Here is a 13,564-nt window from a genome sequence, read left to right as displayed (position 1 = left end):
GGAGCCCCTCGGGTCCGCGATTGAATACGAATACTTACATGCGTGTGCAAATCCGCTACTCTAGCACACGCCGAGAACATGAAAAACGTGAAACCTCAGAGGAAACCCCATGCCCCGACGCTTTCATGACGCCGAGGAACTGTTCCCGCCAGCAACGCTTACCAAGCGCGCCCTTGCCATCATTTACGATGGCCTGATCAGCATCGCCGTGTTGCTGGTGGTCACCTGGGTGTACACCATGATTGCCGGCTGGATTATCGGCTGGGAACACTACGAACAGATGGCCGAAGCCGGCCAGCTATCCGGTGACCCGGGACTGACCTTCGTGCTCTTCCTGGTGCTTTACCTCTTCTTCGCCTACTTCTGGACCCGGATCGGACAGACCCTGGGCATGCAGGTATGGCGCATCCGCATCGAGAACCTGGACGGCACTTCCGTGAGCTGGACCCAGGCCCTGCTGCGCTACGGCACTGCCGCGGCGATGATCTTCGCCGCCATGCTGGCCGGCTATTACGTGGGCCCTGTCACCCTGCTCCTGACCGTCCCCGCCATCATCGCCCTGTTCCTGCCGATCAACGGGCTGTCAGTTACCGACCGCACGTCCAACAGTGTGGTCGTCCAGATACCCAGAGAAGCGAAGAAAAAGACACTCTGAGTCAGGCCGGGAAGTTACCCGGCCCGCCGCATCAGCACGGCACCCACCGCCGCATTGACGATGATCGGAATCAGCACCGCCAGCATCGGATTGAAACCGTAAACCACACTCATGGGACCGAGCAGGTCCTGCATGTACTTGAACAGCAGCCCTACCAAAAGACCGGTGAACACCCGGAACCCCATGGTGACGGATCGCAGCGGACCGAAGATGAACGAGATGGCAACCAGTACCATTACCGCCGTTCCCAGAGGCATCAGGGTCTTTTTCCAGAACGCCAGCCAGTAATTGGCCGCGTTCAGGTCCTGTTCATCCAAATAGGATGCGTAGGTATAGAGACCGGTCATCGACAGGTTCTCAGGTTTGACGATAAGCACACTGAGAACCTGGGGAGTCAGCCCGGTTTCCCAGCGCAGCACCTGTCTCCTTTCCAGGCGCGTACCCTCTGCTTCGATATGGGTTGTCCTGACCTTCTCCAGTGACCAGTGATCCCCCTGGTAGATTCCCCGTTTCGCGAAGCTGGAAGATTCCAGTTGCATGTCGTCACTGAACCGGAACAGGGAAACCCCGTGCAACACGCCATTGGGCTGGACGGCATTGAGGTGCATGAACACATTCCCTTCCCGGTGCCACACCCCATGGGCCGAAGCGACGTTCTTTCCGGCCCCCAGGGCCATCGCCTTCTGGCTCTGGGCATAGCGTTCGGCAGGCGGTGCCACATATTCCCCTATCAGCACACCCAGCAGAACCACCACCAGGGCCGGCTTCATGGCCGACCACACAATCCGCTTCAAAGAAACACCGGCGGCCCGGATGACCGTGAGCTCCGAGGAACTGGCCATGGAGCCCAAACCGATGAGACAGCCCATGAAGGCACCCAGTGGCAGGTAGTCGTAGATGCGGCGGGGCAGCGTGAGCAGCACGTACCACAACGCCTGAAGGGTGTCGTAATCGTTGCGGGTATCCTCAAGTTCACCGATAAAGGCAAAAATCAGATCCAGCGACAGCACCACCACCATGACGAGGAACATCGCTCCACCCACGGTGCGCATGGTGTAGCCATCGATCTTACGCATGAGCAGCACCCTCCCTCATCAGGCGGCGCCGATGCAACCACGGGGGGCCAAACTGCAGCCACAAACCGAAGAGCAGGAACAGGGCGTGGACCCAGAGCATGCCGATCCACTCAGGCACTTTGCCGTCAGCCAGGGCATCCCGGGCCACGATGAGCAAGCCGAGGTAAGTGATATAGACCAGCATGGCCGGCAATAAATGGAAGAACCGCCCCTGCCTCGGGTTGACCCGGCTCAGGCGTACGGCCAAAAGCGTAATAATGGGAACGATCAGCGGCAGCGACAACCGCCAGTGCAGCATGGCGCGATCCTCGGGGTCGTCCGAAGCCCACAGTCGGGCGGTACTCATGCCATCCTCGAGTTCCACATCCCGTGCTGTGCCACTCTGGATCTTGAGCCCGTATGCCCCGAACTCCGTCACCTTGTAATCCAGCGCCCCGGGTGAGCCGTCGAATCTGGCGCCCTGTTCCAGAATCAGAAACCGGCTTCCGGTTTCTTCATCAATCAACTGGGAACCGGCCTCCGCCGTAATGATACTCAAGCCCTCGCCATTGCGGCCGTATTCGGCAATGAACACGCCCTGCAGGCGGCGCTTGTCATCGCTGAGGTCTGCCGTGTAGGTCACGCGGCCACCGGAAAGCAGGGTCTGGAAGCGGCCCGGCGCCAGCATTTCGAACTCGGTGGCCTTGGCCTGCTCGGCAAAGATGTACTCCACCTGCTTCATCCCCCAAGGGGACACATACAGACTCATGGCCCCGACGGTCAGCATCACCGGGAGACTGCCAAGCAGGGTCTTGGTCAAAAGCTGCCGGTTACTGATACCGCAGGCTGACAGCACCGTCATCTCGCTTTCGAGATACATCCGCCCGTAGGCGAGCAGAATGCCGATAAAAAGGCCAAGGGGCAGGATCAGCTCGAGGAAGCCCGGAAACCGGTACATCATGATCAGCGCCAGCACATCCGCCGACAGCTTGCCCTCGGCGGCGCTGGCCAGGTACTTGAGGAAGCGGCCACTCATGAAAACCAGCAGCAGGATGCCGGAGACAGCAACCATGCTGATCATGACCTGGCGAATGAGATAACGGAAAATAATGCTCAAAACGGTCTCTCTGGCCGCACCTGCGGAAACGAATGGAGGATTCCGGAAACAGCGCGTATTCTATGTAACCTTTGGTCTGAATGACAGAGCCGGGGGATTACATCCGGGCCATAGCGAAACCTGCCCCGGCCGGTTGATTAACCCCCTGCCGACCCCAATGCTAGACTAGAACAAACATTCAATCCGCATCCCCGCGGACGTTTCTTCAGAATCACCAACAGGAGTTGCCATGAACTTCAGCCTGAGCAGCAAAGCTATTGCAACCACCAAGGCGGATTGCCTTGTCGTCGGCGTGCCCGAGAAAGGCGACTGGCCCGAGTCGACCACCCACGCCGACGAAGTACTCGACGGACTGATTAAGAAGCTGCAAACGGCAGGAGACATCACCGGCAAGAACGGCAGCACCGCTGTATTCCCCCTCGACGGCCGCGCCTGGAGCCGACTTCTGGTCGTTGGCACCGGCAAAAATGATGACCGCTCACCGGTCAATTTCCGCAAGGCGGTTACCGCCGTCATCGGCGCCCTCAAGGACGGCCCCTCGAAAAGTGCCCTGATCGCCATGGCAGACACCCCGATCAAAGGCGACCAGGCCGTCACCTCCGAAGAAGCACTACTGAACGTCATCGGCCGCATCCTGGAAGAACAGCTGTACACCTTCAACCAGTTCAAGAGCGACAAGCCTGCTTCCCGGAAACTGAACAAGGTCACCGTGGTCGCCTCCGGCGGCGGAAAAGCCCTCAAGGAAGCCTTCAACCTGGGTCTGGCCACCGGCCGCGGCATGAACTTCACCCGCGACCTGGGCAACACCCCGCCCAACATCTGTCACCCCAGCTGGCTCGCCGACCAGGCCAAACAGCTGGCCAAAGACTACGACAGCATCAAGACCGAAGTGCTGGATGAAAAGCAGATGGAAAAGATGGGCATGAACACCATCCTGGCCGTCGGCAAAGGCAGCACCCAGCCCCCGCGCCTGATCGTCATGGAATACCGTGGCGGCAAGGCCAAGGACAAGCCATACGTCCTGGTGGGTAAAGGCATCACCTTTGACACCGGCGGCATCAGCCTCAAGCCCGGCGAAGGCATGGACGAAATGAAGTACGATATGGGCGGCTCCGCCGGCGTATTCGGCACCATGAAAGTACTCGCCGAAACCAAACCCAAAATCAACGTCGTCGCGGTTGTGGCGGCTGCCGAAAACATGCCGGATGGCGGCGCCTCCCGTCCGGGCGACATCGTCACCACCCTGTCCGGCCAGACCGTCGAAATCCTCAACACCGATGCCGAAGGCCGGCTCGTGCTTTGTGACGCCCTCACCTACGTGAAGAAATTCGACCCGGAAGTGGTGATCGACATGGCTACCCTCACCGGCGCCTGCATCATCGCCCTCGGTAACCAGGCCACTGGCCTGCTGTCCAACAACGACGAACTGGCCAATGAACTGCTGGCCGCTGGCGAACGCACCGGAGACCGAGCCTGGCGCCTGCCCCTCTGGGACGAGTACCAGAGCCAGCTCGATAGCAACTTCGCCGACATGGCCAACATCGGCGGCCGCCCGGCCGGCACCATCACCGCCGCCTGCTTCCTGTCCCGGTTCGCCAAGGAGTACCGCTGGGCCCACCTGGACATCGCCGGCACCGCCTGGCTCTCCGGCAAAGCCAAAGGCGGTACCGGCCGCCCGGTACCGCTACTGGTTGACTACCTCATGTCCCACGCCGGCAAATAATGCAGGACGATCAGCCCCAAAACACCCCGGACCCCGGCAGCCCCGCTGCCGGCCCCTCCGGGCAGGAAGGCCGGAACCAGCGTTACTGGTTCCACATCCTCGCCAAAAACACCCCCACTGCCCGCAACCTCCACGCAGTCAAACTCGTGGACAAAGCCTGGCACCAGGGCGACCGCGTCTGTATCGTCTGCGACACCATGCAACAGGCCCAGGAACTGGACGACCTCATCTGGAACTTCAGCCCGGATGCGTTCATTCCCCACTCGATCGTCCCCGACTCGACAACAACCTGCACCGACCCCGTCGGCATCCTGCTCTGCCCACCGGTCGCCGAAGACTGGGATACGGTGATCATCCTCTCCGCCACTCTGCCGGCGGATGCGGACCGCTTCAAACGACTGGCACTGGTGGCCCACAACGATCCGAGCGTGCTGAATCAGGCAAGATCCCATTTCAAGCAACTCAGGGCTCTCGGGATCGAACCCAAGGTGCACGACCAGCGGAAACGAAGAAGCGAATAGCACAGAGTCAGATCTGCGCAGTTGGGGCAGGCTTTCCAAAAATCTCGAAGGCCAGGGATGGCCTGAGAGAAGCGCACAGGGACGTGCTCGTAGCGGTTTTTGGAAAGCCTGCCCCAACTGCGCAAGGCACCAAACCAGCATGCCTGGCATTTAGAGAGGTTCGCCGCAAACAACCCGACCATGTATAATCGGGCGTCTAATTTTTCCCTTGTGAATCAACCAACGGTCACTGCAGAAACCCATGGAAAAAACCTACCAGCCAGAAAACATCGAGCGCCAGTGGTACGAAAACTGGGAATCCAAAGGGTACTTCCGCCCCAGCGGTGAAGGCCAGTCCTTCAGCATCGCCATCCCGCCCCCCAACGTGACCGGCAGCCTCCACATGGGCCACGCCTTCCAGCACACCATTATGGACACCCTCACCCGCTACAAGCGCATGCAGGGCCGTAACGCACTGTGGACCGTCGGCACCGACCACGCCGGCATCGCCACCCAGATGGTCGTCGAGCGCAAACTCACCGCCGAAGAAGGTAAAACCCGCCATGACCTCGGCCGGGAAGAATTCATCAAACGCATCTGGGACTGGAAAGAACATTCCGGCGGCACCATCACTCGCCAGATGCGCCGCCTCGGCAACTCCGTGGACTGGAGCAACGAACGCTTTACCATGGATGATGGCTTCTACAAGGCCGTCCAGGAAGTGTTCATCCGCCTGTACGAGGACGGCCTGGTCTACCGTGGCAAACGGCTGGTGAACTGGGATCCAAAACTGCACACCGCCATCTCCGATCTCGAGGTGGAGAACAAGGAAGAAAAGGGTTTCTTCTGGCACCTGCGTTACCCGCTGGCCGACGGCGAACAGACCCAGGACGGCAAAAACCACCTGGTGGTTGCCACTACCCGACCGGAAACCCTGCTCGGTGATACCGCCGTCGCCGTACACCCGGACGACGAGCGCTACCAGCACCTGATCGGCAAATTCGTGACCCTGCCACTGGCCAACCGCCGCATTCCGATCGTGGCCGACCACCACGCCGACCCGGAAAAAGGCTCCGGCTGCGTGAAGATCACCCCGGCCCACGACTTCAACGACTACGCCGTGGGCAAACGCAACAACCTGCCCATGATCAACGTCATGACCCAGGACGCCAACATCCGGGACGTGGCCGAAGTATTCAACGCCGACGGCACCGAGAATACCGAGATTGACGGCAAGATCCCGGCGGCCTACGCCGGCCTGACCCGGGAAAAGGCCCGGGACCAGGTGGTCACCGACATGAAGGTCAACGGCCTGCTCGAGCGGGTCGAAGACCACGTGCTGAGCGTGCCCCGCGGCGACCGCTCCGGCCTGATTATCGAACCGATGCTGACCGACCAGTGGTTTGCCGACGCCAAGACCCTGGCCAAGCCCGCCATCGAAGCGGTCGAGGACGGCCGCATCCAGTTCGTGCCCAAACAGTACGAGAACATGTATTTCGCCTGGATGCGCGACATCCAGGACTGGTGTATCTCCCGTCAGCTGTGGTGGGGTCACCGGATCCCGGCCTGGTATGACGCCGAAGGCAACATCTACGTTGGTGGCAGCGAAGAGGAAGTGCGCCAGAAGCACAACCTGGCCACCGACGTTGCTCTGGAACAGGACGAAGACGTACTGGACACCTGGTTCAGCTCCGCCCTGTGGACCTTCGGCACCCTGGGCTGGCCGGAAATCACGGAACGCCTGAAGACCTTCCACCCCACCGACGTGCTGGTCACCGGTTTCGACATCATCTTCTTCTGGGTCGCCCGGATGATCATGATGACCATGCACTTCATGAAGAACGAGGATGGCACCCCGCAGGTGCCGTTCAAGACCGTCTACGTTACCGGCCTGATCCGGGACGAACACGGCGACAAGATGTCCAAGTCCAAGGGTAACGTGATCGACCCGCTGGACATGATCGATGGCATCAGCCTGGACGACCTGCTGGAAAAGCGTACCGGCAACCTGATGCAACCGAAGCTGGCCGAGAAGATCGGCAAGCGCACTACGAAGGAATTCCCGGAGGGCATCGCTGCCCACGGTACCGACGCGCTGCGCTTCACCCTGGCGGCCATGGCCACCACCGGCCGTGACATCAACTGGGACATGAAGCGTCTGGAAGGCTACCGCAACTTCTGCAACAAGCTGTGGAACGCCGCCCGCTACGTGCTGATGAACACCGAGAGCGAAGACTGCGGCGTGAACGACGAGCCGGTGCAACTGTCCCTGGCCGACCGCTGGATCATCAGCGAACTGCAGCACTGCGAGCAGGAAGTGATCCGGCACCTGGACCAGTACCGCTTTGATCTCGCCGCCTACGCCCTGTACGAGTTCATCTGGAACGAATACTGCGACTGGTACCTGGAGCTGTCCAAACCGGTACTGAACGATGACAATGCCAGCGCCGAAGCCAAGCGCGGCACCCGCCGCACTCTGGTGCGGGTGCTGGAAGCGGTCCTGCGCCTGGCCCACCCGATGATGCCGTTCATCACCGAGGAAATCTGGCAGCGCATCGCGCCGCTGGCCGGCAAGACAGGTGACAGCATCATGCTGCAGCCGTTCCCGCAGCCCGACGAAAGCAAGCAGGACGCCGCCGTCGCCGCTGATATCGAGTGGCTCAAAGGCGTGATTGTGGCAGTACGGAACATTCGTGGCGAAATGAACATCTCTCCCGGCAAGCAGGTTCCAGTTCTGCTCAAGGGAGGCAGCGCCGAGGACGAGCGCCGCATGAACGACAACCGCCAGTTCCTGACCTCCCTGGCCAAGCTGGAGAAGCTGGAGTGGTTCGAGGGTGACAAGGCCCCCATGTCCGCCACCCAGCTGGTGGGTGAGATGGAAGTGCTGGTGCCCATGGCAGGCCTGATCGACAAGGACGCCGAGCTCAAGCGCCTCGACAAGGAACTGGATCGCCTGCAGAAGGAAATCGGCCGCCTCGAAGGCAAGCTGGGCAACGAGAAGTTCACCGCCAGGGCACCGGCCGACGTGGTGGAAAAGGAGAAGGAAAAACTCCGGGACGCCAAGGGCAGCCTGAAGCGGCTGAGTGACCAGCGGGCCGACATCGAGGCCATGTAAGGCCATGATCGGCATCCTGGGCGCAGGCTCACTCGGGCGGCTCTGGGCCGCCCTGCTCCCGCAGGACCAGGTTGCCTTTCTGCCGCGACCGGACACCGATCCGGCTGCGGCCACCCTCAGCTATACCTTCGAATCGATTCAGGGCGGCCAACGCACCATTGCCCTGCCCTGGCTCCAATCTCCGGATGACCTGAGCTTGCTGCTGGTCACCACCAAGGCCGGCGACACCCTCGACGCCCTCCAACACTGGCTGCCCCGGATACCGGAATCGGCCCCCATCGTGCTGTTCCAGAACGGACTCGGCAGCCAGCAGGCAGTCGCGGACGCCTGGCCCGAACGCCCCATCCTGGCCGCCTCCACCACCGAAGGCGCCAACCGCCCAGATGCGGACCGGGTAGTCCATGCCGGTACCGGTGAAACCTGGATTGGCCCACTGACCCCCGCCGCCCGGCCGGAGCTTCCCGGCGTGGTCACACAGCTCGCGACCACCGGCCTGGTGGTACATGCGGAAGACCAGATTCTCCCCCGGCTCTGGCAGAAACTGGTGGTCAACGCCGGCATCAATCCCTTTACCGCCATCCTTGCCTGCCCCAACGGCGACATCCTGGCCAACGATTTTTTCCTGGGCCATATTGACCCACTGTGCAACGAAATAGCCGGGCTGATGTCTGCCGAGGGCATCGGCAACCCCTCTCCCGAAGAGCTGCGCCGGAGAATCGAGACCGTCGCCCGCAACACCGCCCGGAACACCTCTTCCATGCGCGGAGATATCCTGAACGCCCGGACAACAGAAATCGACTTCATCAACGGGTACCTGGTGCAGCTCGGCCGGCGCCTTGATATCCCGACACCAGTGAACCAATTGCTGACGGACAAGGTAAAACAACTGTCGCCACATTAAGAGTCAGAGGAGTTTCCTGATGGGCAACCGCCTTTCAAAGATCTACACCCGTACCGGAGATGACGGTTCCACCGGCCTCGCGGACGGCAATCGCATCGCCAAGAACGCCCAACGGGTCGAAGCCATGGGTACGGCCGACGAACTCAACTGCCACATCGGCTTGCTGATCGAGACCCTGGACCAGGACGACGAGTTGATCGAATCCCTGCGGCGCATCCAGCACCACCTGTTCGATCTCGGCGGTGAGTTTGCCATTCCCGGAAGCCGGGTCATCGGCGATGATCACATCCAATGGCTCGAGGAAACCCTGGACCGGCACAATGAACATTTGCCGCCGCTCAAGAATTTCGTGCTTCCCGGCGGGACGGCTGCCGCGGCCCAGTGCCATCTCGCCCGGGCCGTTTGCCGCCGGACCGAGCGGGTAGTTGTGGCGCTCGGCCACGAGGATTCCATCAATACCGCATCACGCCATTACCTCAACCGGCTGTCGGACCTCCTGTTCGTTATCGCACGGGTACTCGCCCGCCGGGGTGGCGGTGAGGAGATTCTCTGGGAGCAAAAAAAATCCGGCCTCTGAGGGCCGGATTTCTTCGATCGGATCAGGTCAGACGACACCGGCAATTACCAACAACGCCAGGCCACACAGCCACGCGAGCATGGTGCGGTTGAGCAGGTCCCGGACCGCGGCCACGCTGGTCGAGCCGAACCGGGACCACTCATCCGGATGCACCTTCAGGAACCGCTCCGGATCAAGCGCGTAACCGGTCAATGCGCTGTTCGCTGACTCGGCCAGCAGCTCCCCAGCCGGCTTGCGGACGGCCAACAGCAAGCCTTTCGCCTCACCGAGCCAGCCGGCCAGGTCGCCGGCCACCCCGAAGGTTACCGAGACAAGACGGGCAGGAATCCAGGCCAGCCATTCGGCCCACCGGACAAACCGGGGCCGCGCCGCAGCCTGGGGCCACTGTTCCGCCAGGGCAACCATGCCCCGGGCCAGGATAGCAGCAGGCATCCCGCCTACCACGAACCAGAACGCCACCAGGAAATACCGTTCGAAGATCGATACCATGAAGGCCCGGGACAATGACAGGTGCATGGTTTCAGCGGAGCTGTTTTCCTGGCGATCCTCCACAGGCAATCGGTCCCGGACATGGTGCCAGGCGGCCTGCATGTCATCGCGACCCCAGGCATCGGAATAGTCCCGCAGGACCCGCTTCCAACCGGGAGCGCCCATCATCGCAACCAGCACGATAAACTCCACCGGATAAACCAGCCAGCGCAGCCCGTAGTCGGTCAGCAAATATTCCAGCAAACCACTGAGGAGCGCTGGCAGCAGCACCAGAGCCAATCCGCCGGCAATACTGGTTTCCGCGCCCGCATGGACCCGACTGCCCCGATGAAACCAGGCCCGCCACAGGGCATCTCCGGAGAAATGCCCCGAACTGTCCAGTTTCCGGCGTACCAGGTACGCCAGCAGGAAAACAATCAGCACCATCAGGCGAGCTCTCCAGATCCGGAACGGGTATTCAGGCAGGCCATGAAATACTGCCAGTCAAAGGCGGGCCCGGGATCGGTTTTGCGGCCGGGAGCGATATCACTGTGACCGGTGATGCGACTGACATCGATCTCCGGCCATGCTGCCATCACCTGGCGGGCAATTGCCGCGAGCTCACGGTATTGGGCCTCGGTGTAGGGAATATCATCAGCCCCTTCAAGCTCGATACCGATAGAAAAGTCATTACACTCCTCGCGGCCATCAAAACAGGATTGCCCGGCGTGCCAGGCCCGGTCCAGCAGACTGACAAACTGGATCACCTCGCCGTCCCGGCGAATCAGCACATGGGCGGACACCTGGATATCCGTGATGGTTTCAAAGTAAGGGTGCGCCGCCGGATCCAGTCGGTTACAGAAGAAGTCCTGTATCTCCGGGCCACCGAATTGCCCTGGCGGCAAGCTGATGTTGTGAACGACCAGCAGGCTGATATCAGCCCCTTCCGGCCTGGGCCCATAATTGGGTGATGGACACCAGACGACTCCTGACAGGCGCCCTGTTTCCCTAAGACTGGCAATCCTGTGTTCTGAAATCATCAGTCTTTTCGGCTGCTGCGCAGGTTATCGATGATGGATTCCAGCGCCCGGTCAAAGATAAGTCCGTCATCCAGCATTCCAATCTCGCCGGCGGCCATGGCCCGGGCCAGTTCTTCCCGCTGGTATTCCGCCACTTTTGCACCACTGCGGTTTACAAAAATGTATTTGCCGGTGGCCTTGATGAATGCCGCCAGCTTGCAGCGGGTCCTGTTGTCGTGGCGGATCAGTTCTATCCAGGAACCGACCCGAAGACTATCTGCCCGGGCAAGCCATTCTGCTTCGACATCCGGTTCGCCAACAGAGACATCATCCTGGCCGGGCATACCGGTGTCTGGCAGTGTCTCCTCCGGTAAAGTCTCCTGGCGGTCGACCGGCGCTTCCGGCTGGGGCACGGCGGTTACCAGATGCTGGAAAACGTCGACATGGGCCAGCTCCAGATCCCTGATCGCGGAATCCGTGGCAAATGGATCCCACGAGATCTCCTGCATGGCCTTGCGAAACTCATCCACGATTGTGGGAATGGCCCGTAAGAGCTCGCTCCGCGTTGTATCTGTAATCGGTCTCGGATCGACACTCCAGGCCAGGCGCTCAGTGAACCCCCGAGCGTTCTTCCATGCGTCACTGGCCTCGCCCTGGCGCAGGAAGACCCATTGCAAATAACGGGTCCATGGTTGCTCCAGCAGCGCCATCACCGGCTCCGGGATATTCCGGTTATTGGTCACCCGGGACACCATTGCCTCGACCATCCCACTGGCCCGTTCCTGCCGTGCCCGGCCCTCCTCAGCATCTCTTAGACGCTGCTCCACCAGTTCCCGGCGGCGGCGATCCAGGTCCATGAAATGGCTGAAGTCCTGGAGCAACTCCTCAAACAACGACACATTGGTCGTAAACTCGTTCAGGATCCTGTCGACGATATATTCAATCTTCTCCCTCAAGGGGTCCCGCTGGCCCGGTTTCTTCTCTGTCCAGCCAATGGCCGATAACGCCATGTCATTAAGCAGCTTGCGTACCGGATGGCCACCCCGATTGAAAAAATTCGGATCACTGAGGGCGACCTTTAGAACGGGAATCTGCAACCGGGAAATAAGGGCTTTCATTGCCGCATGGAGCTGACGGTCCTCGAGAATGAAATCAAACAGCATGGACACGAGGTTGATCACATCGTCGTCCATCTGGCCGACCTGCATCGGCTTGCCTTCATCAGTCTTCAACACCAGCAGGATTTGCTCCCTGAGCGGCACCACCTGCTCCGCATCCCAGCTTACCGCCTGGACCTGAACCTGGCTGAGCTTTGACACCAACCCCTCGGTGTCCAGAAACGCGACCCCGGACTGGCCCGCACCACCACCGGAAGAGTCACTGCCCTGACGCAATAATGCACTCAACTCCGAGAACGTCGCGCCGCCCGCGTTTTCAGTAGTGGCCGCATCGACAGCTGCCGGAATCTCCTGACCAGCCTTGTCACCGGAAGACTTGCCAGCCGTGCCGGACTTCGGCCCGGGAACCGGGGGACGCTTCATATCGGGAAGCACGCCTTCGTCAATCAGCGTTTTGTTGGCCTGTTGATAGAAATTGGCAAGGATATCCGCCAGCAGCTTGTCAAAAAGCTTGAACACCACCAGCTTGGCCCGGATATCGATATCCAGGTCGGCACAGGCCTCGCTGACACCGCCACAAATCACTTCGGGGCTCAGGGGCATCTGACTGTCGGAGAGCTCAATTGCAGGAACCAGGTGATTGACTCTCTCCGTCAGCAGCCGGATGGCATCGGCGTAACGATTGCGCAGCTTGTTGACCAGATTCTCGATGGCAACCTGTTGTTCAAGCTCACCGTGGTCCATCAGGCTCAGGTTGTCCTGATCGATTTCCTCCAGGTCCCTCCGGGCAACGTGGGGGCGGAACCTACCGATCTCGTTAAAGGCCCGGGAGACATACTGCAGGATAGAGACGGAGATGGACTTGCGACGCAGACGGAGCTCCCGCATGGCGTCAAAATAGGCAAGCTGGCCGTGTTCGTTACTGGCCCGGTCGGCCAGCTCGAACAGGGTATCGTCAGAGCGGTCAAAGAATTCGTTGAGGACGGATTTCAGTTCCCGTCCCGACGCATCGCGCAAACGGATCAGCGCAGGTGGTAACGAGAACTGGCCCGCCTGCTTCCTGTCCTGAAAGCTGACTACCTTGTTATCCTGCGCCATTGCCTAACTCCGGGGTCATGAATTGTCGAGTGTCCGTGTGTATAAGTTACTATAATAGAAGCTCTTAGCGTCAGGTTCTGTCAGATTTTGTCACCATTTGTGTCACAGATGAGCAATCGGCGGATCAAACGTGACTCTGCTCACATTTGGTGATTGCCGGGCATGGCATTAGAATCGTGCACCAGCTTTCTTTTCCCATGCCACATGACCAGACCGGA

General features: G+C 60.4%; 11 protein-coding genes. 6 read left to right on the top strand and 5 right to left on the bottom strand.

Translation table 11 applies throughout. The features are described 5' to 3' along the window. The first annotated feature begins 109 nt into the window (after positions 1–109). Complete coding sequence (locus R6W86_RS13540; protein ID WP_410329894.1) at positions 110–655, top strand: RDD family protein; 546 nt, start codon at positions 110–112, stop codon at positions 653–655. A 14-nt stretch (positions 656–669) separates the two neighbouring features. Here the strand turns inward: R6W86_RS13540 and lptG are convergent, their stop codons facing one another. Together lptG and lptF are read right to left on the bottom strand one after the other, a co-directional pair. After that, positions 670–1,731 carry an LPS export ABC transporter permease LptG gene (gene lptG / locus R6W86_RS13535; protein WP_410329893.1) on the bottom strand — a complete coding sequence of 354 codons (1,062 nt, stop codon included), beginning with the start codon at positions 1,729–1,731 and terminating at the stop codon, positions 670–672. After that, positions 1,724–2,827 (bottom strand): LPS export ABC transporter permease LptF, encoded by a 1,104-nt coding sequence (gene lptF / locus R6W86_RS13530; RefSeq protein ID WP_410329892.1) that lies wholly within the window; start codon positions 2,825–2,827, stop codon positions 1,724–1,726. The genes lptG and lptF overlap by 8 nt, the downstream gene beginning before the upstream one ends. Before the next feature lie 229 nt (positions 2,828–3,056). On the opposite strand from lptF, the gene R6W86_RS13525 reads away from it, so the two are divergent. The 5 genes from R6W86_RS13525 to R6W86_RS13505 all read left to right on the top strand — a co-directional run bounded on the left by R6W86_RS13525 (position 3,057) and on the right by R6W86_RS13505 (position 9,643). Next, complete coding sequence (locus R6W86_RS13525; RefSeq protein WP_410329891.1) at positions 3,057–4,550, top strand: leucyl aminopeptidase; 1,494 nt, start codon at positions 3,057–3,059, stop codon at positions 4,548–4,550. Then, positions 4,550–5,071 carry a DNA polymerase III subunit chi gene (locus R6W86_RS13520; RefSeq protein ID WP_410329890.1) on the top strand — a complete coding sequence of 174 codons (522 nt, stop codon included), beginning with the start codon at positions 4,550–4,552 and terminating at the stop codon, positions 5,069–5,071. The genes R6W86_RS13525 and R6W86_RS13520 overlap by 1 nt, the downstream gene beginning before the upstream one ends. Before the next feature lie 241 nt (positions 5,072–5,312). Next, complete coding sequence (locus tag R6W86_RS13515) at positions 5,313–8,165, top strand: valine--tRNA ligase (RefSeq protein WP_410329889.1); 2,853 nt, start codon at positions 5,313–5,315, stop codon at positions 8,163–8,165. Between the two features lie 4 nt (positions 8,166–8,169). Further along, positions 8,170–9,066 (top strand): ketopantoate reductase family protein, encoded by an 897-nt coding sequence (locus R6W86_RS13510; protein ID WP_410329888.1) that lies wholly within the window; start codon positions 8,170–8,172, stop codon positions 9,064–9,066. A gap of 19 nt (positions 9,067–9,085) precedes the next feature. Then, positions 9,086–9,643, top strand: coding sequence for a cob(I)yrinic acid a,c-diamide adenosyltransferase (locus R6W86_RS13505; RefSeq protein WP_410329887.1), 558 nt, complete (start codon positions 9,086–9,088; stop codon positions 9,641–9,643). A 27-nt stretch (positions 9,644–9,670) separates the two neighbouring features. Here R6W86_RS13505 and ampE read toward each other — a convergent pair whose 3' ends face one another. Genes ampE through R6W86_RS13490 form a run of 3 tightly spaced genes read right to left on the bottom strand, consistent with a single transcriptional unit; the run spans position 9,671 to position 13,346 of the window. Further along, positions 9,671–10,558: a regulatory signaling modulator protein AmpE gene (ampE, locus tag R6W86_RS13500; RefSeq protein WP_410329886.1), complete on the bottom strand. Its 888-nt coding sequence runs from the start codon at positions 10,556–10,558 to the stop codon at positions 9,671–9,673. Beyond that, positions 10,558–11,151 (bottom strand): 1,6-anhydro-N-acetylmuramyl-L-alanine amidase AmpD, encoded by a 594-nt coding sequence (ampD, locus tag R6W86_RS13495; protein WP_410329885.1) that lies wholly within the window; start codon positions 11,149–11,151, stop codon positions 10,558–10,560. The genes ampE and ampD overlap by 1 nt, the downstream gene beginning before the upstream one ends. Beyond that, positions 11,151–13,346, bottom strand: coding sequence for a DUF1631 domain-containing protein (locus tag R6W86_RS13490; RefSeq protein ID WP_410329884.1), 2,196 nt, complete (start codon positions 13,344–13,346; stop codon positions 11,151–11,153). The genes ampD and R6W86_RS13490 overlap by 1 nt, the downstream gene beginning before the upstream one ends. Between the last annotated feature and the right edge of the window lie 218 nt (positions 13,347–13,564).

Source organism: Marinobacter sp., from assembly GCF_046484525.1.
GTDB lineage: Bacteria > Pseudomonadota > Gammaproteobacteria > Pseudomonadales > Oleiphilaceae > Marinobacter.
The sequence above is the reverse complement of the archived record's forward strand: the minus strand, read 5'-3'. Positions and strand labels throughout refer to the sequence as shown.